Below are 23298 nucleotides of genomic sequence, written 5' to 3'. Positions count from 1 at the left end.
AAGAAACGTATAGGGGGTATGCAGGTAAAAGCGGGTAATTAGCCGTCGCTATTTAGCCAATCCATCTGATGACCGGCTCGACGTTTTTTATTCAAAATGTCTTCAAGCAGCGGGGTTAAGATAAGCTCCATGGCTAGCCCCATTTTTCCGCCGGGCACAACAAGGGTATTGATCCTAGACATGAAAGCCCCATCAATCATTTGAAGCAAGTAGGGGTAATCGACGGTTTTCATTTCCCGTCTGAAACGCACTACAACAAAGCTTTCGTCTTGGGTTGGAATTTCCCGGGCGCTGAACGGGTTGGAGGTATCGACTGTAGGCACGCGCTGAAAGTTAACATGAGTGCGCGAAAATTGCGGCGTGATGTAGTGGAAGTAGTCATCAAGCCCTCGCACAATACTACTCATTACCGCTTCTCGGGAATGACCTCGGTCAGTGGTATCGCGCACAATTTTTTGGATCCACTCTAAATTTACAATGGGTACCATGCCTACCAGTAAATCAACGTGTTTTGCAACGTCATTTTCTTCTGTTTTAACGCCGCCGTGTAACCCTTCATAAAACAGTAAATCGGTGTTATTAGGCAAATCTTGCCACGGTGTAAAGGTACCTGGCATTTGGTTGAAAGGTACAGCTTCATCGAAGGTGTGTAGGTATTGTCTGAACTGGCCAGTACCTGAACTTCCGTATTCTCTAAACAGCGTCTCGAGTAACTCGAAGTCGTTGGCTTTGGGGCCAAAGTAGCTGATATGCCTGCCTTGCTCTTGGGCCTTACGAATTTCCACTTCCATTTCTGGACGGGTAAAACGGTGGAAGCTATCACCGCCGACTACTGCAGCATTAACATTTAAGTTCCTGAATATATGGCGAATAGCATTGGTCGTGGTGGTAGTACCCGCGCCAGAAGAACCTGTTATAGCAATAATAGGGTGTTTGACAGACATAGAAATTCTTTTTGGAAATGACGGGTACTAGTTATAAGCTGATGTGCGCTAAGAATCAAGGGGGGCGTATGAACGCTCACCTCGCAAGTGCTGTGTGAGCCTGCATATAATCAATTGTCTAACCCTTTATGGTGATGCTGCAATAAGCGCACAATTAGTTTTGCCTCCTCTTCATCTAAATCCAGTAGCGCTCGCACGTGTTCAAGGTGGTGTACGTCGTGCTCACTAAGCTTTCCATCGTCCAATACGCTTCTTACCGTGTCTTTAAACCGGTCGCGCTTTAACTGCATTTGGGTGGTATAGCTTGACGATAAAATGCCTGCGGGCAGTGCATAAAAGCAAATGCCCATAATGGTAATAAGCCCGCCAAATACCTTGCCTAACGCTGTAACGGGAACGGCATCGCCATAGCCTACCGTAGTGAGCGTGACCAGAGCCCACCACAATGAGGCAGGAATACTGCTGAAAACGTCGGGTTGGGCGGTGTGCTCGATATAGTAAATGCAGGTTGCCGCAATGACGGTAAACAGCAGGAGTACGCTGATTGCAGCAACAAGGCTATGAGATTCGTTGCGCAAAACGGTGACAAGGGTTTGCATTGAACGGGAATAGCGCCCAATTTTCAAAATTCGCAGCACCCTAAATACCCGTAAAATACGTAAATCAAAGGCCACGAACACGCTTAGGTAAAAAGGCAAAATCGCCATTAAATCGACCAGCGCCATAGGGCTTTTTATATAAGCCCAACGCTTTTGCCAAGGCGTAGTTTGTTCGCGGGAAGGGCGATTCGGCGCCGAAGCGCTGCTGTATAGGCGAAGCAAGTACTCAACGGTGAATATCAGTACCGACACTATTTCGATAATATGAAGCTCATGCTGCCAAACAGCAGGGATGCCCGGTACGGTTTCTAGCATCATGGCCGCTACATTTACGATAATTAGCGCAATAAGAAGTACATCAAACAACTGGCTTCGTTTTTTGTACTCGTGAGCTTCGCTAGCAGGAGCGAGAATGTGATAGCACGCGTTTCGAAATGACATAGCCGGATTTGTGTGGGGGCGAATGCTCTTTTTATACCAATTACTGCGCTAAATTGATAATGCTTCTATTAAAGGTTTGAGGGTTGCCGCGAGCTATTTCGTGCGCGGCCAGGCGCAAAACGTGATAGCGTTAAAGCATCAGACAGCAACTGAAGAGCATATTCAATTGAAAAGTACAAAAAACCTAGTATCTGCACTTACCTCAGCATTGTTTATGACTATACCCACAGCTACGGCGCTAGCGAAGACGGACAGCGTGATGTTTACCGCGACCCCGCCCGTTATTGATGGTGTAGCTAACGATGCGGCTTGGGAAGCGGGCGATTGGCATGAAATGACCTCACTTATGTGGGGCACCACACCCGAGCCCAGTGATTTTTCTGGAAGGTATAAACTGCGTTGGAATGAAAGCGCGTTGTATCTATTGGCGGAAATACAAGATGACCATCTTTCAGATACCTATGCCAACCCCCTTGAGCGTTATTGGGATGATGACTGCTTAGAAATATTCATAGATGCGGATGCCTCTGGTGGCGATCACCTTAATAATTACAACGCGTTTGCCTATCATTTAGCGTTAGATAATCAGGTTATTGATATTGGCCCGAATGAGGCTGGAGAGGCGGTACCGCTACGCTACAACGACCATGTTGAGAATAAATGGCAGCGAGCGGCTGCGGCACCCCATAAAATCTATTGGGAAGCGGCGGTGCGTGTGTTTGACGATAGTTATCAGCATGGAAAAGACAACTCACCGTTAACCTTAAAAGAAGATATGGCTCTAGGCTTTATGCTGGCCTACTGTGACGCCGATGGCGGTGACAGAGAACACTTTTTAGGCTCTCATGACATTACTCCCGTAAACGGCGATAAAAACCTGGGGTTTAAGGATGCGTCTGTGTTTGGGAAAGTGACTTTAGCGAAGTAGTGAAGATCTTAATCGAGGCTTTTGGGTTTTAAAAAGGCGTTTGCGCGCTCCCTTCAGCCAGTGCATTGCTACAAGATAAATTTGATCCACTGGCTGTGGATGCTCACATATTCAATTATCGAATTGCTGATAAACAAAGCCGAAGGTGGCTACTGTCCTTTAAACAAAACAACAAGACCTTGAGGGACTTCGGTGTTTGATAAAACATACGTCATTGAGTTTTTATTGTTTAGTACATATGCCAACGCCTCTTCTTGAGAACGAAACTCTTTTGGTGGAGTTTTTCTTCCACTAAAGCGCATTTGTGCCCAATACCCCTGAATGCGGGACTCTGTAAGCGCAATAAACTTAGTGTTGAATATTGTCCTAGCGGTATTGGGAGGATGTAATCCTACGGGCTCTATATCCCAATCAGAAGAATTTCCCATAAAGATGTCTCGAATTTGCCATTTTTCAGTTGGAGCCTCTTGTGCTTCCAAGTTAGCAACAATGATGACTTCATCGCATCTTGCGAATGAAGCAAACGTGACAAAAAGAATGGCAAGCAACAGCGTGTGAGTTTTCATTAAAACACCCACTCTAGTGCAAATTGGGTGAGTACCGCATTTCTATCAAAAGCCGGGTTCTTAATTTCTGAGTAAAATGAGTTCTGACCCTCCTCACCACTTAACCAAGTAACCTCTGCTTTGGCAGACATATCGTGCCTAAAGTCCCAGCGAAGCCCTACTGAAAGTGAATCAAGGTCATAGCGCGGAAGGCTATCGACTATTGCATCATAGGCAAAAGACAATGAAGTGAGTTGTGGTAATTGTCCCTTCGGAATTTGATTCGTTGGAACATCATTGCTGCTATTTGCAGAAGCAATAGTAGTAAATATTTGAAACTCATCAAAGTGATACCCAAGAGTCAGGTAGTATGCATTAACTTCGGGGACACTGATTAAATCTGATTCAATTTTAATAACTTCAGAGTAAACAAAATAATCGAGAGAGTCATATTGCAGGCTTGCTTGATACGCCACTGCGTCTGAATCAAATCGAAAAACGTCGGCGTTTTCTGTATAGCCTGAAAACTCCAAGAGTGTAGCAAAATCTTGAAAGCCTGGGATGTCTGCGAAGAAGTCAGACGACACTATGGCTGACGCCCGTGCGCGAAAGCCACCCTTAGATATGCCTAATATAAGACCCCGAATATCGTTTACTTCAATGGCTGTTTCTTCACCTGCACGGTCAAAAGTACCGTCATAAGTGCCGTAGTAAGCTTCAACTTCTACATTCAATTTATCGAAGTGAATGCGATACGTTGCGCTTAAGCCCTCATAGTTTGAAAATAAAAAGCCGCCGTAAACTTGTTCGGGAGGGGTAATCCATGGATAAGCGAAGCCCACATCAAGTACGTCGCTGTAGCGAAAAAATGGTGTTCTCAATTTGCCTAACTTAAAGCTCCAATTAGAGTTTGCGTTATAAGTTAGGTAAAGCCATTCAAGACCAGAGTCTCTGTCGTCGTTAGAATGCCCAAGTAGTTGGGCAGACAATTTAAGTTTTTCACTAATGCTTAAGTCCGCTTGTAACGCGAATAAAGACTGTTCAGAAAAACTAAAATCATTTGAATAGCCTTGGAATTCAGCTTCGCTCGTGTCTAGTTGTCCTCCAACAACCCTAGCAAAGCCACTGATACCTATCGAGTCAGAGAGGGTATCGCTGCTCTTCGCCGCACAGGTAAAGCATGCTAGGCATATTGCCAGTATGTAAAGGGTTTTCATTCGCCATAATTCTTTTGGACTTTGATTTCGTTCAAGTATAGACGGTCAAAGTAAAAAGTTGCGCCTTTTAAACCCTTTAAGTGATAGTTATGGAAGCGTTAGGTGGGAGTTTGGTAAGAGTTTGGTACAAGTTTTGTAAGACAGTCAAAAAATAGGTGCTATAAAAAACGCGGCTTACGCCGCGTCTTTAGTGTTTGTGTTATATGCGTCGCTTATTAAGCCTCAGCTTCACGGGCAATTGCACGGTGTGCAATGTCAGTGCGATAGTATACATCTTTAAATTGAATGGTTTTTAGCAGCTCGTAGGCTTTTTGCTGCGCTTCAGTTACGTTATTACCTAACGCAGTTGCACAAAGTACGCGGCCACCGGCGGTCACTACATCTCCATCTTGAAGGGCTGTGCCAGCATGAAAAACCTTTCCATCTAACTTAGCGGCTTCTTCAAAACCGGTAATCACGTCGCCTTTGTCGTAGCTACCCGGGTAGCCGCCCGCGGCAAGTACAACACCTACCGATGCGCGCTCGTCAAACTCAATGGTTTTGCCTGCAAGTTCGCCTTTACACGCTGCTTGGCAAAGTGGAACCAAATCAGATTTTAAGCGAAGCATAATAGGCTGGGTTTCTGGGTCGCCAAAGCGGCAGTTGTATTCAATGACCTTTGGTGTACCGTCGGCCATAATCATTAGCCCCGCATATAAAAAGCCAACATAATCGTTGCCTTCAGCGGCCATGCCATCAACCGTTGGCATAATCACTTCTTGCATAATGCGGTCGTGAATGTCCTGTGTTACAACCGGAGCCGGTGAATAGGCACCCATACCGCCCGTGTTTGGCCCTTTATCGCCGTCAGCTGCACGTTTGTGGTCTTGGCTGGTGGCAAAAGGCAGGACGTTCTTACCGTCTACCATAACAATAAACGACGCTTCTTCGCCGTCTAGGAACTCTTCAATAACTACGCGGCTGCCCGCTTCGCCAAAGGCATTGCCCGCTAGCATATCGCGAATAGCATCCTCAGCTTCTTCAAGGGTCATCGCAACGATAACGCCTTTACCGGCAGCAAGACCGTCAGCTTTCACTACGATTGGCGCGCCTTTCTCGCGAACATAGGCAATCGCAGGGTCAATTTCCGTGAAGTTTTGATACTCAGCCGTAGGAATACTGTGGCGAGCCAAGAAGTCTTTGGTGAAAGCTTTTGAACCCTCAAGCTGCGCGGCAGCTTGAGTGGGGCCAAAAATCATTAAACCCGCGTTAGTGAACGCGTCTACTACACCTGCAACTAGCGGCGCTTCTGGGCCTACAATAGTAAGTGCAACATCATTGCCTTGTGCAAAAGAAACCAAGCCCGCGATGTCGTTTACATCAATCGCTACGTTCTCAAGCTTAGGCTCTGTAGCGGTGCCGGCATTACCCGGTGCTACAAATACTGTTGAAACATCAGAAGACTGCGCTGCTTTAAACGCTAGCGCGTGTTCGCGGCCACCGCCGCCAATTACAAGTACGTTCATTAACTGTTCCGTTTTGAGTGTTTAATATTATGATTTTGGTTTGGTGAATTTTAGCGTCATGCGATTGCTCTCGCCAATCGCCATGTACTTTTCGCGGTCTTCATCGTCAAGCGCCAAACGCGGAGGAAGCGTCCACACACCTTTCGGGTGGTCGGCACTATCCATTGGGTTTGCGTTTACATCGCTACTTGCTTCAAGTACAAAACCTGCTTTTTCTGCAGCAGCCACAACGTATGAACGCTTCATGTAGCCACTTTTCTTCATCGCTTCATCATCAGCGCTTTCAGGCAGCTCGTGCTCTACTACACCTAACACACCGCCTGGCTTAAGTGCTTTGAAGAAAGCGCCAAATGCGTTGTCGATACCTTCGTCACCGTTACGCATGTACCAGTTGTGTACGTTGCGAAAGGTTAGCACCATATCAGCACTTCCAGCTTCACTAATATCTAGCGCTTTCATAGGGTCGAACGCAGTAAGTTCTGCACCTTCGTACTTCATGCCTGGCTTCATTTTTTCTTTAAAGCCTTCCACTGACTTTTTGTAGTAGCCACTGGTTTCTTCATCAACATAGAAGTGTGCTGCAACGTATTTACCGTTTTCTTTTACAACAGAATAAAGAATGTCTGCATACCAGCCACCGCCTGGCGAGATTTCCACAACGGTCATGTTTGGCTTAAGGCCAAAGAAGCGCAAGGTTTGCTGCGGATTGCGATATTCGTCGCGCACTTTGGCTTTATCAGAGCGGATATCGCTCGTCACGGCGTCAGAAATAGCATCGGCACTGGCATAGGTTGCTGTTACACCAAGTGTTGCAGCTAACACAATTTGGGCTAACTTTTTCATTCTTATTTCCTTTTTCTGTCGAGGGTAGGCAAATAACATAACATTTATTAGTAACACTATTACTACAAATTACCAGAGGTTAGATCAAGCCTATCAGCTAACCCTTATTTGCACTTACGCCTTAGCAGAGAAATTCGCGATTTTGTCGCTAAGATACCAGAAAATTTGAAATACACGCGTTGGTTTGATGAGGGGGAATAAAGCACGCAGTATGCTTTAAAATATTGGCATACTGCGTGTTTAGTAAAGCGTTAATCACCCCTCACAAGATGCTTTCTATGCTTCTTAGTGACGGAAGTGACGCATACCTGTGAACACCATGGCAATGCCGTGTTCGTCAGCGGCATCAATCACTTCTTGGTCGCGCATAGAGCCACCTGGCTGAATAACCGCTTTAATACCGGCTTGTGCAGCAGCGTCTATACCATCGCGGAATGGGAAGAAAGCGTCAGACGCCATAACAGAGCCTGCCACTTCTAGGTTCTCATCTGCCGCTTTAATGCCGGCAATTTTTGCCGAATACACGCGGCTCATTTGGCCTGCGCCCACGCCTACTGTCATGCCGTCTTTGCAGTAAACAATCGCGTTAGACTTCACGTATTTTGCGACTTTCCAGCAGAACATAAGGTCGCGTAGTTCTTCTTCGCTTGGCTTACGCTTAGTCACAACTTCTAGGTCTTCCATTTCAACCATGCCGAAGTCGCGCTCTTGCACTAATAAACCGCCGTTTACGCGCTTAAAGTCATAACCTTCAGTAAGCTGACCTGCCCAGTCGCCACAGGCAAGAAGGCGTACGTTTTTCTTCGCGCTTACTACTTCTTTCGCTTCATCACTAACCGTTGGCGCAATGATCACTTCTACAAATTGTCGGTCAACAATCGCTTGTGCTGTTTTCGCATCAAGCTCGCGGTTAAACGCAATAATGCCGCCAAACGCAGATGTTGGGTCTGTTTTAAACGCGCGATCGTAGGCAGTTAGAATATCGTTGCCAATCGCAACACCACATGGATTAGCGTGCTTAACAATAACGCATGCTGGCTCTTCGAATTCTTTAACGCACTCTAGCGCTGCATCGGTGTCAGCAATATTGTTAAACGACAGTTCTTTACCTTGAAGCTGTGTAGCAGTAGCAACCGACGCTTCTTGAATGTTGTTTTCAACATAGAACGCTGCTTCTTGGTGGCTGTTTTCACCATAGCGAAGGTCTTGCTTCTTAGTCAGCTGCATGTTGTAGGTGCGCGGGAATTCACTGTGCTGGTGGTCACAGTCTGCCTCGCATCCTGTGCTGTCTAAACGCGCACCAAAGTAGTTGGCAATCATACCGTCGTATTCAGCCGTGTGTTCGAACGCTTTAATGGCTAGGTCGAAACGGGTGCTGTATGTCAATGAGCCGTTGTTGTCGTTCATTTCAGCTAAAACGCGAGAGTAGTCCGCCGCATTAACAACAATAGTGACATCTTTATGGTTTTTCGCTGCCGCGCGAACCATGGTTGGGCCACCGATATCAATATTTTCAATCGCATCTTCTAGCGTACAGTCTTCGTTTGCCACGGTAGCAGCAAACGGGTAAAGGTTAACCACCACAAGGTCGATAGGCGCAATGTTGTTTTCTTCCATCACCGCTTCGTCAACACCGCGACGAGCAAGAATACCGCCATGAATTTTCGGGTGAAGCGTTTTAACACGACCAGCCATAATCTCTGGGTGACCTGTGTGATCAGACACCTCTTTTACAGGTAAACCAGCTTCAGCCAGGAGTTTTGCGGTACCGCCCGTCGACAGAAGCTCAACGCCAGCGTTATGCAGCGCTGTCGCGAAATCGAGGATACCGGTTTTATCAGAGACACTAAGAAGAGCACGTTTAATTGGTTTTGGTGTTTGCATAAATTTTAAGTTTCTAATGTTGTAGTGTTGAAACAAAAAGAGCACCGATTGGTGCTCTTTGGTGGGCGAAGCCCTTGGAATCTTAGTTCATGCCGTATTGCTTAAGCTTCTTGCGAAGTGTGCCACGGTTGATGCCCATCATGATAGCGGCGCGTGTTTGGTTGCCGCGAGTGTAAGTCATGACTTCTTCTAGAAGCGGCGCTTCTACTTCAGCCAGTACCATTTCGTACAGGTTGTCGATGTTTGCGTTATCTAATTGCTTTAGGTACTTGTTAACCGCTTGCTTTACAGAGTCACGCAATGGCTTTTGCGCTTGCGTTTGTGAAGGCGTAGTTACTGTCGTAGTAAAAGGTGAAGTCACGTTTTGATCGAACATAATACTGTGTTGCTCTTAAGTTAGTCATCACTATGCTGCGGGAGAGATCTGTCGGGTCTCTCGTGTCTGCAGCGCTTGAAAATATGCATTTAGTGCATCGAGTTGCTCATTCGCGTCATCGATAGCGTTAAACGTTTTACGAAACTGACGATCCGTATCGTGCTCCGCGAGATACCAGCCCACGTGCTTACGGGCAATTCTTACACCGGCTATGTCGCCATAAAAGTCCTGCACATTAGCTACATGCTCGTGCAAAATCTCATATTGCTCTGACAGCGGCGGTGGTGCTAGGTTCTCGCCCGTTTCAAGATAATGTTGGATTTGTTTAAATATCCAAGGCTTACCTTGCGCGCCGCGACCTATCATTACGCCATCTGCACCGGTGTAATTCAGCACCTCTTGTGCTTTCTCTGGAGAGGTAATGTCACCATTTGCAATAACCGGAATTGAAATTGCCGCCTTTATTTGACGTATGGTGCTGTATTCAGCCTCTCCTTTATACATACAAGCTCGCGTTCTGCCATGAACAGCAAGCGACTGTATGCCGTTTTGCTCTGCAATGCGGGCAATGTCTACCCCATTGCGATTTTCTGGGTTCCAGCCGGTACGAATTTTCAGTGTCACGGGTACATCTACAGCATTAACTACTGCTTTAATAATCGCTTCCACTGTGTCTGGGTATTGAAGAAGCGCAGAACCTGCTAGCTTCTTATTGACCTTTTTAGCAGGACAACCCATGTTGATGTCGATGATTTGCGCACCGTTATCTACATTAAATTGTGCCGCTTGAGCCATAAGCTCAGGGTCAGCCCCAGCTATCTGTACAGAGCGAATGCCTTCTTCACCCTCATGATTCATACGCGCTTGTGATTTAGCTGTGTTCCACACCTTCGGATTACTCGAAAGCATTTCTGAAACAACAAGCCCTGCACCAAGGCGCTTACAAAGTTGGCGAAACGGTCTGTCTGTTACGCCAGCCATGGGGGCCAACATCAAATTGTTTTCTAACTCGTAAGGTCCAATTCGCATTGTTAGTTGTATAGCTCGTCATCTAAAACTGCACAGAAATTATACACCCGGCTAAAACGGGGCGCTAAGTGTACGTGTTTTCGCAATACTTGAAAAGGCTAAAAATCACACAAAATTTCACTTGGTGGTCTTGACAGTGAAAAAAAACTGTCACATTAGTAAGCTAACGGCATTTTTTAGTTTAATTATTGTACGAAGGTCTTACAGCCCACGTGCTAAAAGGGCTGTAATGTGAAAAAAATTAACAATTATTCAGGGCGGGTTTGTTTTTCTGAATGTTTTTTTCAATACAAGCCGCCTTTCGCAAAAGGCGGTAGTGTAAAAATTTGCCGAATTAACGAGAGGGTTTAGCGTTTCGAGCCCGAGACTCTGGCCCATTCGCCATCAATCGCGCTTGGTTCTAGAACAATATCTTGTGAGTAAGCGTCTTCTATCTTTGATACTTGTTCAGCAAGTATGCCAGAGAGCACAAGCAACCCTTTAGATTTACAGTAGTTGGTAATCACGCTTTGAAGCTCTAAAAGCGGGCCCGACAATATATTAGCCATAACCACATCGGCTTCAAGCTCGGGCTGGTCTTGTGGAAGGTAAACATCGAGCCTGTCTTCGACACCATTGCGGCGGGCATTTTCTTTCGTTGCTTGTAACGCTTGAGGGTCGATATCGACTCCAACTACACGCTCGGCACCTAACTTTAATGCTGCTAGGGCTAAAATACCTGAACCGCAGCCAAAGTCGACTACTGTTTTACCGGCCATATCTATGCCGTCTAACCAACGTAAGCAAAGGGCCGTGGTAGGGTGTGTACCTGTACCAAAGGCAAGGCCTGGATCTAACATAACGTTTACGGCATCGGGGTCGGGTACATCACGCCAACTTGGACAAATCCATAAACGCTCGCCAAACTGCATAGGGTGAAAGTTGTCCATCCACTCCCGCTCCCAGTCTTTGTCTTCAAGTGGTTCAAGCTTGTATTTGAAATCAGGCCCAAGCACTTTCGCTTTCCCTAAGCGCTGCAGAATGCTTTTCATATCCGCATCCGCTTCAAATAACCCTACCACCTGAGTATCCGGCCACAACATTATTTCACCCGGCTTGGGTTCGTACATGGGGGTGTCTTTCGCATCGACATAGGTGACAGCTTGAGAACCATTGGCGCTAAGCATATCGCCAACTGATTCTGCATATTCAGATGAGGTGTTTATTCTAAGTTGTAGCCAAGCCATATTTATCGTTCGTTGAGACCTTTGAGGCTATTGTACCTTTGGATTGCATGAAACAAAATGCAAGTAAGCCAAAAGATACAAGTTAGGTAAGGGAAGAGGCAAGACCATATTCTTAATAAATAAAAATAATTAAAATGTTAATCTTTTGTCGAGTTGTGCGATGTTAAAAAACGTCTATAGTGAAGCGGGCTGTGTGGTTTTCAACCCAATAGGAACCGTATGCGTATACTTTTTTTACTGTGTTTAGTGTTTACCGTCATACCTTCTAGCGCAAGGGACGTCGACGTGGTGGTTGGATGGAATAAGCCTCCTTACGTTATTTCACAAGAGCACTCGGGGTTTGAAGTCGATTTAATTCGCGCTATTTTGGCCGATATGGGCCATAGCCTGTCTCCTATTTATGTTCCCTTTGGGCGAACGAGTAGGTTGCTTAAAAATAACACGGTAGATATTGGCCTAACGCTAAATTCAGCGCATAGCGTAGATGAAGCTATCTTGACAGACCCCTATATTATTTATCAAAACGTCGCGGTGACTCGGGCTGATAGAAAGCTTGAAATAAATAGTATTGAAGATTTGCGTGGCAAAAGTGTTATTGCTTTTCAAACCGCTCAGTCAGTTCTTGGAGAAGCTTTTGGTGAGATTGTTTCAGCGCAGCCCACCTATATAGAGATGGCAAGACAAGATAGGCAAGTAGACATGTTGATGCTAGGCAGTGTAGATGTGGCTATTCTCGATAGAAATATCTTTAATTTCTTTAAGTCTGAAAGTCGTGCCTATGCCGATGACGACATTGTTTTTCACGAACTGTTTCCTATCTCTAGTTATAGTGCCGCCATTCCTGACCCAGAATTAAGAGCAACATTTAACGCCACGCTTCACGCTTTTATTGATGATGGGCGTTATCAGAAGCTGCTAGATAAATATAAACTGGATAATCTTCTTTATAAGCTGCCAACCCCAGTAACTCAGTAAATACACATTTTATTGTGTAGCCAGTGAACTATTTCTGATACAACGTATAACAAACTATCATTACTCTAACGTCTGTGACTTGCTGTTTTTGTTTAACAGTAAAAAAACAGGCACTGGGATTATGCGTTAAGGAAAGATTTATGTTGAAGCAGTGGTATTTACTGGTCGCTGCCGTAATTTGTACGGCGTGTGTTTCTCACTCAACCCCCTCTAACTCAAACCAAGCGAACGAAACGCAATACTATTTGGGTAAACCCGCACATCAGCAAGCACAGGCTATTGCCAGTGGCGAGATTACGTCTGCGGCCTTGGTAAAAGGTTATTTAGCGCGTATTGAACAGCTAGATGGCAAGGTAAATAGTGTGTTGTCAGTGAACCCCAATGCGCTAGAAGAAGCGAATGCTATTGATAAGCAACTGGCGAACGGCAAGACGCTGGGCCCGTTAGCAGGTATACCTGTTTTGCTGAAAGATAATATCGAAAGCGATGAACTGCCTACAACGGCGGGCTCGATGGCGCTACTTAACAATAACACTGGGCGAAATGCACCCATTGTGGCAAAACTGAAAGCAGCCGGTGCCATTGTTCTGGGTAAAACTAATTTATCGGAGTGGGCAAATTTTCGCTCTGAATCATCAATAAGTGGTTGGAGCGCGGTAGGCGGGCTTACTCGTAACCCGCACATGCTATCGAGAAGTGCCTGTGGTTCCTCGTCGGGCTCGGGAGCGGCTATGTCGCTGCGCTTGGCGTCCCTCGCCGTGGGTACGGAAACCAATGGCTCTATTATCTGTCCAGCTTCTATTAACGGAGTGGTAGGTTTCAAACCAACCGTGGGTTTACTTTCTAGAACCCATATTGTACCTATCTCATTTAGCCAGGACACCGCTGGGCCAATGACATCGAGTGTACAAGACGCGTGGTTAATGGCCTCAGTTATGGCTGGCGCCGATAAAAACGATAGCGCAACTAAAAACGCTGACGACCACCTTCTTGAAGTCCCCTCTTCGTCGCTGCTTGCCACAGACTTAAAAGGTAAGCGTATTGGTGTGGTGCGCTACCGACAAGGTGATAACCCTCACGTATTGGCTGTTTATGAAAAAGCGTTAAAGCAGTTGGAAGCATCTGGTGCAACCCTCGTAGATATCAGTGATTTTTCTCAGCCGGATTCCTTTTGGGCAGATTCATACAATGTGTTGCTAAGCGAGTTCCATCACAGCATTAACGAGTACCTGTCGAACTCTCCTGCATCGCTTCCCGCTAAAAACCTGTCTGAGCTCATCGAGTTCAACCAGGCTACACCCAGAGAGTTAGCGTTATTTGACCAAGATATCTTTGAGAAGTCCTTAGCCTCTTCTGCTATCGACAGTGACGAATACAAACATGCACTGCGCCTTATCCGAGATACCGCTGGGGAAAACGGTATAGACGCCTTATTGTCGAAGCACAATGTTGACGTATTGGTTGCGCCATCGAATAGCCCTTCATTTTTAATTGATGGCGTATACGGCGACCACTCACCAGTGGGCTTCATCGGGATTGGGTATTTGGCCGCTATTGCCGGTTATCCGCATTTAACTGTGCCTGCTGGGCAAGTAAAAGATCTTCCGGTAGGCATTAGTTTCATCGGCGGCAAATGGCAAGATAAGAAAGTGCTAGAAATAGGCAGCATTTTTGAAGCAAAACACGGCTTTTTTATCAAGCCCGGTTTATTACCCACGCGCTTTGATAACCCGCGTTTAAAAGGTATAGAAGCAGGCCTTAGCGACCCTCGTTAAGCATTTGCCGCAAGGGAGTGAATACATCCTTCAAGCAATAAAAAAGCCCTCGATAATATCGAGGGCTTTCAATCGTCTATCAGCGTGGCCGCTATCTTAGCCCGGCTTTTTGACCCAAGCACTACACCAGCCATCCGCATTTACCAGCTTATTAGGGAAAATGTTACAAGGACGGTATTGTTCACCATCAGCTCCCTGCACGTACATGCAGTTAGCGCACTTTGAACCTTCAACGGTAGACGACGGTGTGTAGTTTAATGCTTTCGCTGTTGGGTCGTCGGCACTTAGCTGTTCTTGAGCTTGTGCGCGCAACGCTACACCACCTAGCGTCAGACCTATAACTGTAGAGCCTGATAACTTCAAGAAATCTCGGCGGTTTACAGATTTCATAACATTCTCCTTAAGAGATAGAAACGATAATGATTCTTTTTTATTCGGCGCTTTAAACGCAAAAACCTGCCCAAAGAGGCAGGTTTTATTACATATCTAAATACTATCTCTTTTTGAAAAAAGATCGAACGAAAAGTCGTATTTTCCTTTGATCTAGATTAAATAAACTTCAGAGTTCGATATGGCAGTAGCAACCCTTATTGATGCAAATAAGACCGAAGTTGCGCTAAAAGGTTCATTTTTGCGATAAATCTGCGCCCGGCTTAGCGTAGGCAAACTGTGCGATACGCGAGGTACCGTGATAGCTGTCTAGCCCGGAGATGCACGCTGTTTTCGCTTGTTCGATATCGGCGTAACCTTCGGTATCAATAATTTCTTCAGGTAGAAAAAGTTCTTGAATCTCACCAATGACCATTTCGGTTTCATTTAGTAAGGTAAAGTGTTGCGCTACCTTAAGCCCCATTTTTATCTCACTCTCCTTAACGTAAGGGGCGCTGAACGTTTCGCTAAACACAGGCGTTAAGCCTACGGCATCAAATTCACTGTCTTCTGGCGCGTAGCGTGCAGAGGTTTGGTGCGCTTTGTCTACCCAATCAGCTGAGACATGATTGAGTGTGTAGAAACCTTGTTGCTTAATATTGCTAAGTGTATCGCGCGTTACTGTGTGAGGTCGCATGATCATGCCAAGAAGAGGAGGGTTTGCGCCTACGTGAACAACAGAGCTGACAATAGCCAGGTTATTGGTTTGTCCGTCACTCGTCCCAACTAAGGTAGCTGACTTAAAACCTGATAGGCTGTTAATTAGGTTGGCCCGATAGCGCTGCGCTAGTGCATCTATATCACTGCGAGTAAACTGCTTAGTCATTCTCTCGTTCTGCCTCAATGTGTATATCGTCGGCGTCTTGGTATGCGGTTAACTCTATGGGTTGGCAGCATACCTGACAATCAAGAACCTGTACTTGACCTACGTCGTTAACTTCATCTATTTCCACATCGTTTGGTGCCATACAGTAGGGGCAAGAGAAGCCCATAGATCGGGTTAAGCTCATAATAGTTCGCCTTCGTAATCATTATTTGGTGTTATTACGTAATGCAAAGAAGACTGGATTTACTCACTGGCATAGAAGTGTAAGCGATAGGCGCGCCTAAGCGAGAGCGAGATTAGGCATACGCAAGCTAGATGCAGACGGAAGTAGATTTTATTAAAGGTGAATTGTGGTGAATAAGATAGGCGTATGCCCGTGCTGTAAAAGACAGACCCGTTTAACGTTTCATCACCTCATCCCCAAAAAAATGCATCGGCGTAACTATTTCAAAAAGCATTACACTAAAGCAGAGCTTCAATCCGGCATATATATTTGCCGGCAATGTCATAGCGGTGTCCACCGATTCTACGATGAAATGGCGCTGGCCAAACACTACAATAGTTTACAGCATCTATTAGACGATTCGCAGCTTGCGGCTTTTTTTCAATGGGTATCGAAACAGCGAGTGCGAGTTTAAACAGGGAATCAATAACTAAAATAGGCGTATTTAATTTGATTAATTGGGCTGTATAAATATACACTATTGCCGATTTCATAGCCAAAGATGCACCATGCGAAAAGATTTACCGCCCCGTTATTACCTGACACATTTTCATGAATTTCTCGCGTTCTTTGAAGGGGCGAGCCAGTCGTTATTAAGCAGTGAAGCTGTGCGCTTTATTCAGCGTTTCAAAGCCCTTGATGAGGACAAGCAATGTATTGTGGTTCGCGCGGCTAATCGCAAATATGCAGTGATAGATAGAATGCAGTTCAATTATGGTGAAATTGTTGCCCCTCAACATCAAATTGACTGTTTAATTAAGGACGGCTGGTTTGGCGATTTAACTCACGCTACGCTTAATGATATTGCTGGGGTTTTGACAAAAGATGCTCTGCTCGCGCTTTTGTCAGAATACGGCAGCATTCAGGGTCTTGCTTCTCAGAGAAAACCTAAACTCGTCAACTTACTTAGTGAGCAAATTACTGCCCGAGGATGGCCAGAGAGTTTTTCACTTGAAAGCTACTTAGTGTGTTTATTCGATAGTGCCCTGCGCTTCTTATTGTTTATTTATTTTGGTAACACAAAAAGCCGTTTAAATCAGTTTTCTATGCGCGACCTTGGGGTAATGAGAACACGCTCTGATTCTGTTACCGACACCGCGCGCTTTGAAAGTAAAGACGATGCACTGGCCGCGTGGTTTTATGCCAATCATTCAAGCCAGCTTGCCTTCTATAACCATGAGACATTGTTATCGCTTGCAGATAGCGAATTCCCAGAAACAGAAGGGGTGTCAGCCAGTTTTTATCGCGACCAGCTACTTTACGCACTAGGGCTTAAAGTACTTGAGGTTAACCGCGATAAGGGGCTTAACATACTGGCATTAGCGCAAAGCGATAAAGCAAAAGAAAAGTGGCTAAGAGAAAGCTATAAAGACGGTAACCACGGTGAAGTTCGACGCGCTTTAGAGCACATCATAGATAACCCCCAGTCAGATACCTTGCTGGCTTTTGCGGAAGACTTTTATGCCCGCAAATATCATAAAAAGCGCACCAGCACCGTTACCGACATGCTGAGAAACGCAAGTAGAACCTTAGCCATAGATGTTAGTCAAAATCAGCAGGTAGAGCGGGGAGTGCTGGCGCATTATGCCAGACAGGGAGTTCAAGGGTGGCGAACAGAGAACCGTTTATGGCGCAGTTTGTTTGGCCTCACTTTTTGGAAGCAGCTTTATGAAGAAGATACTCTGGTCACGGAATTTGATAGAAGGCCGCTGTCGCTGAAGCAAAATAATTTTTATGCAAAGTTTGAAGATAGCATCGAGACTTTACTCGATGCGCTTGATAGCAAAGAAAAGCTGCGCTTTCACATACATAAAATGGCGACCCAACACTACGGTAAAGTAAACAGCTTATTTATGTGGTCGAGCCATTTGCTGACTCCTATTGAGGCGCTTATAGAGCACGGTTCGCTGAGTGCGATATACGCATTACTTCGCATGATGAGCAAAGACTTTGAAAGCCTGCGAGACGGTTTTCCCGATATTATGGTATTGGATGATTCGCTTCGCTTTGAAGAAATAAAGGCGCCGGGCGATCAACTGCGCCGGAATCAATTGGTTTCTATTCAGCGTCTACAGCAAGCCGGATTCGACGTGGCTGTTACCACGGTAAATTGGGTTCGCGACCCAGCGCAGCCCTATGTTGTGGTAGACATTGAAACTACGGGCGGGAATAACAGCTATAACCGTATTACTGAAATAGGCATGGTTAAGCTAGTTGGGGGAAAAGAGGTAGATAGGTTTCAAACCTTACTCAACCCTCAGCGACGAATACCAAGTAGTATCACGCGTCTTACGGGTATCTCTGACGATATGGTTGCCGATGCACCGCTTTTCGCAGAAGTAGCCGATCATATCGCCAGCTTTACCGAAGATGCTGTGTTTGTCGCGCATAACGTAAATTTTGACTATGGGTTTATTAAACAGGAATTTGCGAGATTAGAGCAGTCGTTCAGGCGGCCTAAAATGTGTACTGTGCGGGAGATGCGCCGCACCCACCCGGGGTTATCTTCTTATTCATTGGCAAACCTGACTAAGCATTTTCATATCGACATGGAGCAACATCACCGCGCGCTAAGCGACGCTAAAGCGGCTGCAGAGCTTCTTAAGCTAGCATTTGAGAAAGATGATGAAGGCTTCAGTGTTGGTGATAATGTTTAGCTTTATCGCGGGCGCTTTTCACGGGCCATAACTGAACGAAATGACCTTTAATATAGTATTTATTGGGGGTTAAGTATGTATGTTGAGACGTTAGAGATGGCATTATCAGAAGAACAAGAGTCACGCATTATTGAAATGGCGTGGGAAGATCGCACGCCGTTTGAAGCAATCGAGCGCCTGTTCGGACTACCTGAAAAAGAGGTGATCAAGCTCATGCGCAAAAATCTTAAGCAGAAAACGTTTAAGAATTGGCGAGAGCGTGTATCTGGCAGAAAAACCAAACACGCAAGCTTGCGTCCTGAAGGCGTAGACAGAGGTTATTGCCCTTCACAGTATAAATATAAAAGTGCAAATAAGTAGCGCGCAAATAGCGCCGCCGCAATGCTTACCTATTTTCGCAGCGTAATATTCGCGCATGCCTTTATAAACATCACTTTTTTGGCGTCGGGATTGTGGTGATTGGCAGCAGAAAGGCAGTAAGCTGTTGGCGCAGTGGCGTCGGAAATACGATGGTATTTTCTGACTGCAAAATACCTTTAGCATGATGAACCTGCCGCAATAAATTGTGGTAGGTGTCGTTATTTTGCTGAACGTCTTCGACTTTCTCCATCATCAAATCGATAAACTCGGCCGGTGAAAGATCGTCGTGTTGCCTTATCTCGAAAGCCAATGCTTTAATGACGTAGGCTTCCCACTCTTTTCGATAGCTGTCTTTCAAGCGTTCGGGATATTGGGCTAGATCTGCAATATCTTGGGCAAAGTCAACAATATCCAAAGGCTCATCTAAGAGCACCCTAAAAGCGAGCAGAGTTTCATCTGAAAGAAGGGAAATGGGAAGCTTTTCTTTAAATTGGGCGTATCGGCTAGGCACAAAAACACCTTTTTTGGGTAAATCACTATCTACGCGCTGAAAATATCAGCCCTACACTTTGATTGTAATAAAAGCCGCATGGCGAATAAAGCCAGTGACATTAAAAATACGTAATCCACTACGTTTGAACCCCTTGAAGCGACCACCCGTAATCTATTATGCACTGTTAAAGTGTGTACGCGTTCTTGCTGTTTGGCCCATCGTTTGATGGGCCTTTTTTATTTGTTGAAAATTGCGCTTAAAACGCCACTTTAACGCCCGCAAGTAAGCGGCTTATGCTATCTACGACATCGGCCCTTACAAACCACTCTACTTCATGCTTTTGTAAAATTAAGCCGCTGAATTCAAGTGAGCCGCCATGGCCGGTACCAAGAAAGTCTTCGATAAGTTCCGCTCGGGCCCCGAAATTTCTATTGATATACGAGTAATAGGCGAAGTATTCAATGGGGTAGGCTGTATCGAGAACGTTCGTGCTAAACACGCCACTTTTGCCTACCACAATTTTTGCAGCACCTTTATCGGTGCGCTGTACCCACTCTATAAATGCAGTGTCTTGTTGGTTGATACGAAAGCGATACTCTCCTCTAACAAACGTGCCGTCTAGCATGCGTTCGAAACTGGCTTCATAGCTATGGCGCTGCCCCATATTCGCCGAGTATTCCACTTCAAAGTATTGATCTTCCCCGCCTACACTTAATGCCTCATTGGCTTGTGCATTAGCTAATTGGCCCAACACCACTTCTATGGCCGAGTCGTTTTTCAACTGCTTTACATGGCGAACTCCAGTTATCCAGCCGTCTTTTGATAGGCCGGTAGAAGAAACCCTGCCTTTGTAAGTAGGAATAACACCTAGCTCGGTTTTTCCAGAATGGGTTTCGTGCCTTAAGTAAAGGCGCCTTGCGTAAAAGTAACCCGTACTTTCTTTGCCAAAAGTATTGTGGCTAGAAGAAAAATCTTCACCTGTAACGATAAAGCTATTGATAGACCATGAAGCGTTTAGCGCAATAGACGGGTAATAGCGCAGTCGATATTGTTCGCGGCTAGGGCGGTTGGAGCGATTGTCGTAGCGTACCTGAATATCGAGTTTCTGTGAGAAGGTGGGCGCTATTTGTTCTCCAAACGCTTTGGTACCAGTAATAGTGATGAGCAGTAAAACAAATAAGAAAGGGGGTCGCACCTGTCTAGCCCTAAACAACGTAATTAATTGGTTTATACATTAAATCTAATTAATTAGTGCATACGCAACGTCGTTTAACGCAAAAATTGCAAAAAAAAGCCGGCAGGGATGCCGGCACAAGTGGAGTGGGACTCCAATAAGGGTAAACACACAAAAAGATTGAACTTAGGGAGATGTCTTAAAACTTGTATGCAGTATAAAGCGGTATATTAAATAGTAAAATCGTTAAAATTTGATTGTGCTAATCGGAAAAATAGAACACGCTGAATAGCGAATAGCGAATAGCGAATAGCGAATAGCGAATAGCGAATAGCGAATAGCGAATAGCGAATAGCGAATAGCGAATAGCGAATAGCGAATAGCGAATAGCGAATAGCGAATAGGGGTATGAAAGGGAGAAAATTGGGCTACACAAAAAACACCGTGTAGCCCAAAGGGGGGATTAGGCTAAGCCTAACTTCTTCTCTAGGTAGTGGATGTTGGTTCCACCTGCGAAGAAGTTTTCATCGGCCATAATGGCGCGCTGAAGCGGGATATTCGTTTTAATACCTTCAACCACAATCTCTTCAAGGGCGTGGCGCATACGAGCAATCGCTTCGTCGCGGCTTTCACCATAAGTGATAAGCTTACCAATCATTGAATCGTAGTAAGGCGGTACGTGATAGCCCGCGTAAATATGCGACTCCCAGCGAATACCTAAACCACCCGGCGCATGGAACATATCGATAGGACCAGGGCTAGGAATAAAGGTTTGTGGGTCTTCTGCGTTAATTCGACATTCAATAGCGTGGCCACGAATTTGAATTTGCGACTGATCAATTGACAGTGGCTGACCTGCGGCAATGCGAAGCTGCTCTTTAATAAGGTCAACGCCAGTGATCATTTCAGATACTGGGTGTTCTACCTGAATACGGGTATTCATTTCAATGAAATAAAACTCGCCGTTTTCGTATAGGAACTCGAAAGTACCTGCGCCGCGATAACCAATTTCGATACAGGCTCGACGGCAGCGATCGCCTATTTTTGCACGCATTTGCTCAGAAATACCCGGTGCCGGTGCTTCTTCAACCACTTTCTGGTGACGACGCTGCATTGAACAGTCACGCTCACCTAGGTGAATGGCGTTACCTTGTCCATCGGCTAGTACCTGAATTTCTACGTGACGCGGGTTTTCAAGGAACTTTTCCATGTAAACCGTTGCGTTACCAAAGGCTGCGCCAGCTTCCGCTTGCGTGGTCTCAATGGCCTTTACAAGTTCACTTTCGCTGCGAACTACGCGCATACCACGACCACCGCCGCCGCCAGCGGCTTTAACGATGATTGGGTAACCAATGCGCTTTGCAATGGCTCTGTTGCGCTCGGCGTCGTCTGTTAGCGGGCCGTCTGAGCCAGGTACACAAGGTACGCCAGCTTTTTTCATGGCGTTGATAGCAGAAACCTTGTCGCCCATAAGGTTAATAGTTTCAGCTTTAGGGCCAATGAAAATAAAGCCGCTCTTTTCCACCGCTTCAGCGAAGTCTGCGTTTTCCGCTAGGAAACCGTAACCAGGGTGAATAGCGATTGAATTTGTGACCTCGGCCGCCGCAATAATGCGAGGAATATTAAGGTAGCTTTCGGTTGCCGATGCTTTACCAATACAAATTGATTCATCAGCTAGCAACACGTGCTTCAAGTTTTTATCCGCCGTAGAGTGCACGGCTACGGTTTTGATGCCTAGTTCTTTACAGGCTCTCAAAATACGTAGGGCAATCTCGCCACGGTTAGCTATAAGTACTTTATCTAGCATAGTTAAGCACTCGCTTATTCAATGATGAACATAGGTTGGTCGAATTCTACAGGGTCTTGGTTTTCAACCAAGATTGCCTTAACCACACCTGCTTTATCTGCTTCAATTTGGTTCATCATCTTCATTGCTTCAACGATACACAGCGTATCGCCAACTTTTACTTGCTGGCCTACTTCTGCGAACGGTTTAGCCGTAGGAGAAGACGCACGGTAGAATGTACCTACCATTGGAGACTTAACTACGTGACCATCTGGCTGAGCAGGCTCGGCAGCGGGCGCTTCTGACGCGGTAGTTGCAGCCGCAGCTGGCGCTGGGGCCATTTGTGGTGCAGCAGGGGCAGCAAAGCTGTAATTCATAGGTGCCTGAACACCAGTAGGACCACGGTGGATGCGTACAGACTCTTCGCCTTCTGTGATCTCTAGCTCGGCAATGCCAGATTCTTCAACTAGCTCGATGAGTTTTTTAATCTTTCTAATATCCATGTTCTGTCTCTGCGTTATTTTTGCGATTTCGTTAAATTGATTGCTGCAGTTAGCGCGAGCGAGTAACCCATGGCACCAAGGCCAACAATGACGCCGGCTGCAACATCAGAAAAATAGGAATGGTGACGAAACGGCTCACGGGCGTGAACGTTCGACAAATGCACTTCAATAAACGGGATATTGACACTTAACAACGCGTCGCGAAGGGCGACACTGGTGTGCGTGAAGGCAGCAGGATTAATGATAATGGCGTCGACAGAACCCATAGCGGCGTGCACACGTTCTATCAGCGCGTGTTCCGCGTTAGACTGAAAATGCGTTAACGTCACGTTGCTCGACTCAGCTTGCGCCTGCAAATCATCCACGATGTCTTGCAGGGTCTGTGTGCCGTATTTGTCGGGTTCTCTTTGGCCTAACATGTTTAGGTTAGGGCCGTTTAATAACAAAATATTCATTAGTTTGCTGCTATCTTCGGGAAAATGTCATTGTTATTGCCATTTCAACAAACTTTTATGACAGTTGCACGAAAAAAAAGCCAATTTATTTGCTCGTTTATTAGA

25 protein-coding genes are annotated in these 23298 nt (G+C 45.8%); 5 read left to right on the top strand and 20 right to left on the bottom strand.

Annotated elements, in window-relative coordinates; all coding sequences use genetic code 11:
- Nucleotides 1-38 precede the first annotated feature (38 nt).
- Both ACX5J7_RS02775 and ACX5J7_RS02770 read right to left on the bottom strand, forming a co-directional pair.
- The gene (locus tag ACX5J7_RS02775; protein ID WP_012520116.1) at nucleotides 39-944 is read right to left on the bottom strand and encodes a phosphoribulokinase; all 906 of its coding nucleotides are present in this window, start codon (nucleotides 942-944) and stop codon (nucleotides 39-41) included.
- A gap of 110 nt (nucleotides 945-1054) precedes the next feature.
- Nucleotides 1055-1984 carry an ion transporter gene (locus ACX5J7_RS02770; RefSeq protein WP_498706031.1) on the bottom strand — a complete coding sequence of 310 codons (930 nt, stop codon included), beginning with the start codon at nucleotides 1982-1984 and terminating at the stop codon, nucleotides 1055-1057.
- Between the two features lie 166 nt (nucleotides 1985-2150).
- On the opposite strand from ACX5J7_RS02770, the gene ACX5J7_RS02765 reads away from it, so the two are divergent.
- On the top strand, nucleotides 2151-2912 hold the full coding sequence (locus tag ACX5J7_RS02765) for a sugar-binding protein (RefSeq protein WP_498706146.1): 762 nt from the start codon (nucleotides 2151-2153) through the stop codon (nucleotides 2910-2912).
- Between the two features lie 149 nt (nucleotides 2913-3061).
- Here the strand turns inward: ACX5J7_RS02765 and ACX5J7_RS02760 are convergent, their stop codons facing one another.
- The 8 genes from ACX5J7_RS02760 to prmA form a co-directional block, all read right to left on the bottom strand.
- Nucleotides 3062-3478: a hypothetical protein gene (locus ACX5J7_RS02760; protein WP_498706030.1), complete on the bottom strand. Its 417-nt coding sequence runs from the start codon at nucleotides 3476-3478 to the stop codon at nucleotides 3062-3064.
- Complete coding sequence (locus ACX5J7_RS02755) at nucleotides 3478-4674, bottom strand: hypothetical protein (RefSeq protein ID WP_498706028.1); 1197 nt, start codon at nucleotides 4672-4674, stop codon at nucleotides 3478-3480. The genes ACX5J7_RS02760 and ACX5J7_RS02755 overlap by 1 nt, the downstream gene beginning before the upstream one ends.
- Before the next feature lie 215 nt (nucleotides 4675-4889).
- Complete coding sequence (gene purD / locus ACX5J7_RS02750; protein ID WP_498706027.1) at nucleotides 4890-6179, bottom strand: phosphoribosylamine--glycine ligase; 1290 nt, start codon at nucleotides 6177-6179, stop codon at nucleotides 4890-4892.
- Between the two features lie 27 nt (nucleotides 6180-6206).
- Complete coding sequence (locus ACX5J7_RS02745; RefSeq protein WP_015068450.1) at nucleotides 6207-7022, bottom strand: class I SAM-dependent methyltransferase; 816 nt, start codon at nucleotides 7020-7022, stop codon at nucleotides 6207-6209.
- A 285-nt stretch (nucleotides 7023-7307) separates the two neighbouring features.
- The gene (purH, locus tag ACX5J7_RS02740; RefSeq protein ID WP_498706026.1) at nucleotides 7308-8906 is read right to left on the bottom strand and encodes a bifunctional phosphoribosylaminoimidazolecarboxamide formyltransferase/IMP cyclohydrolase; all 1599 of its coding nucleotides are present in this window, start codon (nucleotides 8904-8906) and stop codon (nucleotides 7308-7310) included.
- 82 nt (nucleotides 8907-8988) lie between these two features.
- Complete coding sequence (gene fis / locus ACX5J7_RS02735) at nucleotides 8989-9282, bottom strand: DNA-binding transcriptional regulator Fis (protein WP_012520109.1); 294 nt, start codon at nucleotides 9280-9282, stop codon at nucleotides 8989-8991.
- Between the two features lie 30 nt (nucleotides 9283-9312).
- The gene (gene dusB, locus ACX5J7_RS02730; RefSeq protein ID WP_179984980.1) at nucleotides 9313-10311 is read right to left on the bottom strand and encodes a tRNA dihydrouridine synthase DusB; all 999 of its coding nucleotides are present in this window, start codon (nucleotides 10309-10311) and stop codon (nucleotides 9313-9315) included.
- Nucleotides 10312-10658: 347 nt separating this feature from the next.
- Nucleotides 10659-11537 (bottom strand): 50S ribosomal protein L11 methyltransferase, encoded by an 879-nt coding sequence (gene prmA / locus ACX5J7_RS02725; RefSeq protein ID WP_012520107.1) that lies wholly within the window; start codon nucleotides 11535-11537, stop codon nucleotides 10659-10661.
- A gap of 219 nt (nucleotides 11538-11756) precedes the next feature.
- On the opposite strand from prmA, the gene ACX5J7_RS02720 reads away from it, so the two are divergent.
- Both ACX5J7_RS02720 and ACX5J7_RS02715 read left to right on the top strand, forming a co-directional pair.
- The gene (locus ACX5J7_RS02720; protein WP_498706023.1) at nucleotides 11757-12512 is read left to right on the top strand and encodes a substrate-binding periplasmic protein; all 756 of its coding nucleotides are present in this window, start codon (nucleotides 11757-11759) and stop codon (nucleotides 12510-12512) included.
- A gap of 140 nt (nucleotides 12513-12652) precedes the next feature.
- Nucleotides 12653-14287, top strand: coding sequence for an amidase (locus ACX5J7_RS02715; protein WP_024017229.1), 1635 nt, complete (start codon nucleotides 12653-12655; stop codon nucleotides 14285-14287).
- Between the two features lie 96 nt (nucleotides 14288-14383).
- Here the strand turns inward: ACX5J7_RS02715 and ACX5J7_RS02710 are convergent, their stop codons facing one another.
- The 4 genes from ACX5J7_RS02710 to ACX5J7_RS02695 form a co-directional block, all read right to left on the bottom strand.
- A complete protein-coding gene (locus ACX5J7_RS02710) occupies nucleotides 14384-14677 on the bottom strand; it encodes a high-potential iron-sulfur protein (protein ID WP_012520104.1) in 294 nt (97 codons plus the stop codon).
- Nucleotides 14678-14912: 235 nt separating this feature from the next.
- Nucleotides 14913-15542 carry a flavin reductase family protein gene (locus tag ACX5J7_RS02705; RefSeq protein WP_498706021.1) on the bottom strand — a complete coding sequence of 210 codons (630 nt, stop codon included), beginning with the start codon at nucleotides 15540-15542 and terminating at the stop codon, nucleotides 14913-14915.
- Nucleotides 15535-15726, bottom strand: a complete 192-nt coding sequence (locus tag ACX5J7_RS02700) for a zinc ribbon domain-containing protein (RefSeq protein WP_012520102.1) — start codon at nucleotides 15724-15726, stop codon at nucleotides 15535-15537. The genes ACX5J7_RS02705 and ACX5J7_RS02700 overlap by 8 nt, the downstream gene beginning before the upstream one ends.
- Nucleotides 15727-16004: 278 nt before the next feature.
- Nucleotides 16005-16259: a hypothetical protein gene (locus tag ACX5J7_RS02695; protein WP_023559983.1), complete on the bottom strand. Its 255-nt coding sequence runs from the start codon at nucleotides 16257-16259 to the stop codon at nucleotides 16005-16007.
- Between the two features lie 15 nt (nucleotides 16260-16274).
- Here ACX5J7_RS02695 and ACX5J7_RS02690 point away from each other — a divergent pair, with 15 nt between their 5' ends.
- Both ACX5J7_RS02690 and ACX5J7_RS02685 read left to right on the top strand, forming a co-directional pair.
- Nucleotides 16275-18422: an exonuclease domain-containing protein gene (locus ACX5J7_RS02690; protein WP_498706019.1), complete on the top strand. Its 2148-nt coding sequence runs from the start codon at nucleotides 16275-16277 to the stop codon at nucleotides 18420-18422.
- Nucleotides 18423-18518: 96 nt separating this feature from the next.
- Nucleotides 18519-18782 carry a TIGR03643 family protein gene (locus tag ACX5J7_RS02685; protein ID WP_041703668.1) on the top strand — a complete coding sequence of 88 codons (264 nt, stop codon included), beginning with the start codon at nucleotides 18519-18521 and terminating at the stop codon, nucleotides 18780-18782.
- Between the two features lie 70 nt (nucleotides 18783-18852).
- On the opposite strand, the gene ACX5J7_RS02680 is transcribed toward ACX5J7_RS02685, so the two are convergent.
- The 6 genes from ACX5J7_RS02680 to aroQ form a co-directional block, all read right to left on the bottom strand.
- On the bottom strand, nucleotides 18853-19293 hold the full coding sequence (locus ACX5J7_RS02680; RefSeq protein WP_012520098.1) for a hypothetical protein: 441 nt from the start codon (nucleotides 19291-19293) through the stop codon (nucleotides 18853-18855).
- Between the two features lie 238 nt (nucleotides 19294-19531).
- Nucleotides 19532-20470: a hypothetical protein gene (locus tag ACX5J7_RS02675; RefSeq protein WP_012520097.1), complete on the bottom strand. Its 939-nt coding sequence runs from the start codon at nucleotides 20468-20470 to the stop codon at nucleotides 19532-19534.
- 241 nt (nucleotides 20471-20711) lie between these two features.
- The gene (locus tag ACX5J7_RS02670) at nucleotides 20712-20885 is read right to left on the bottom strand and encodes a hypothetical protein (protein ID WP_498706016.1); all 174 of its coding nucleotides are present in this window, start codon (nucleotides 20883-20885) and stop codon (nucleotides 20712-20714) included.
- Nucleotides 20886-20912: 27 nt separating this feature from the next.
- Nucleotides 20913-22256: an acetyl-CoA carboxylase biotin carboxylase subunit gene (accC, locus tag ACX5J7_RS02665; RefSeq protein ID WP_012520095.1), complete on the bottom strand. Its 1344-nt coding sequence runs from the start codon at nucleotides 22254-22256 to the stop codon at nucleotides 20913-20915.
- A 14-nt stretch (nucleotides 22257-22270) separates the two neighbouring features.
- The gene (gene accB, locus ACX5J7_RS02660; protein ID WP_015068439.1) at nucleotides 22271-22738 is read right to left on the bottom strand and encodes an acetyl-CoA carboxylase biotin carboxyl carrier protein; all 468 of its coding nucleotides are present in this window, start codon (nucleotides 22736-22738) and stop codon (nucleotides 22271-22273) included.
- Between the two features lie 14 nt (nucleotides 22739-22752).
- Nucleotides 22753-23193, bottom strand: a complete 441-nt coding sequence (gene aroQ, locus ACX5J7_RS02655; RefSeq protein ID WP_012520093.1) for a type II 3-dehydroquinate dehydratase — start codon at nucleotides 23191-23193, stop codon at nucleotides 22753-22755.
- Between the last annotated feature and the right edge of the window lie 105 nt (nucleotides 23194-23298).

It is taken from the genome of Alteromonas infernus (genome assembly GCF_902705815.1).
Note: the sequence above shows the minus strand (reverse complement) of the source record. Positions and strands in the feature narration are given on the sequence as shown.

Coding starts and splice junctions, on each gene's coding strand:
- ACX5J7_RS02775 (WP_012520116.1), bottom strand. CDS start 944: ATGTCTGTCAAACACCCTATTATTGCTATAACAGGTTCTTCTGGCGCG.
- ACX5J7_RS02770 (WP_498706031.1), bottom strand. CDS start 1,984: ATGTCATTTCGAAACGCGTGCTATCACATTCTCGCTCCTGCTAGCGAA.
- ACX5J7_RS02760 (WP_498706030.1), bottom strand. CDS start 3,478: ATGAAAACTCACACGCTGTTGCTTGCCATTCTTTTTGTCACGTTTGCT.
- ACX5J7_RS02755 (WP_498706028.1), bottom strand. CDS start 4,674: ATGAAAACCCTTTACATACTGGCAATATGCCTAGCATGCTTTACCTGT.
- purD (WP_498706027.1), bottom strand. CDS start 6,179: ATGAACGTACTTGTAATTGGCGGCGGTGGCCGCGAACACGCGCTAGCG.
- ACX5J7_RS02745 (WP_015068450.1), bottom strand. CDS start 7,022: ATGAAAAAGTTAGCCCAAATTGTGTTAGCTGCAACACTTGGTGTAACA.
- purH (WP_498706026.1), bottom strand. CDS start 8,906: ATGCAAACACCAAAACCAATTAAACGTGCTCTTCTTAGTGTCTCTGAT.
- fis (WP_012520109.1), bottom strand. CDS start 9,282: ATGTTCGATCAAAACGTGACTTCACCTTTTACTACGACAGTAACTACG.
- dusB (WP_179984980.1), bottom strand. CDS start 10,311: ATGCGAATTGGACCTTACGAGTTAGAAAACAATTTGATGTTGGCCCCC.
- prmA (WP_012520107.1), bottom strand. CDS start 11,537: ATGGCTTGGCTACAACTTAGAATAAACACCTCATCTGAATATGCAGAA.
- ACX5J7_RS02720 (WP_498706023.1), top strand. CDS start 11,757: ATGCGTATACTTTTTTTACTGTGTTTAGTGTTTACCGTCATACCTTCT.
- ACX5J7_RS02715 (WP_024017229.1), top strand. CDS start 12,653: ATGTTGAAGCAGTGGTATTTACTGGTCGCTGCCGTAATTTGTACGGCG.
- ACX5J7_RS02710 (WP_012520104.1), bottom strand. CDS start 14,677: ATGAAATCTGTAAACCGCCGAGATTTCTTGAAGTTATCAGGCTCTACA.
- ACX5J7_RS02705 (WP_498706021.1), bottom strand. CDS start 15,542: ATGACTAAGCAGTTTACTCGCAGTGATATAGATGCACTAGCGCAGCGC.
- ACX5J7_RS02700 (WP_012520102.1), bottom strand. CDS start 15,726: ATGAGCTTAACCCGATCTATGGGCTTCTCTTGCCCCTACTGTATGGCA.
- ACX5J7_RS02695 (WP_023559983.1), bottom strand. CDS start 16,259: ATGAAATCGGCAATAGTGTATATTTATACAGCCCAATTAATCAAATTA.
- ACX5J7_RS02690 (WP_498706019.1), top strand. CDS start 16,275: ATGCGAAAAGATTTACCGCCCCGTTATTACCTGACACATTTTCATGAA.
- ACX5J7_RS02685 (WP_041703668.1), top strand. CDS start 18,519: ATGGCATTATCAGAAGAACAAGAGTCACGCATTATTGAAATGGCGTGG.
- accC (WP_012520095.1), bottom strand. CDS start 22,256: ATGCTAGATAAAGTACTTATAGCTAACCGTGGCGAGATTGCCCTACGT.
- accB (WP_015068439.1), bottom strand. CDS start 22,738: ATGGATATTAGAAAGATTAAAAAACTCATCGAGCTAGTTGAAGAATCT.
- aroQ (WP_012520093.1), bottom strand. CDS start 23,193: ATGAATATTTTGTTATTAAACGGCCCTAACCTAAACATGTTAGGCCAA.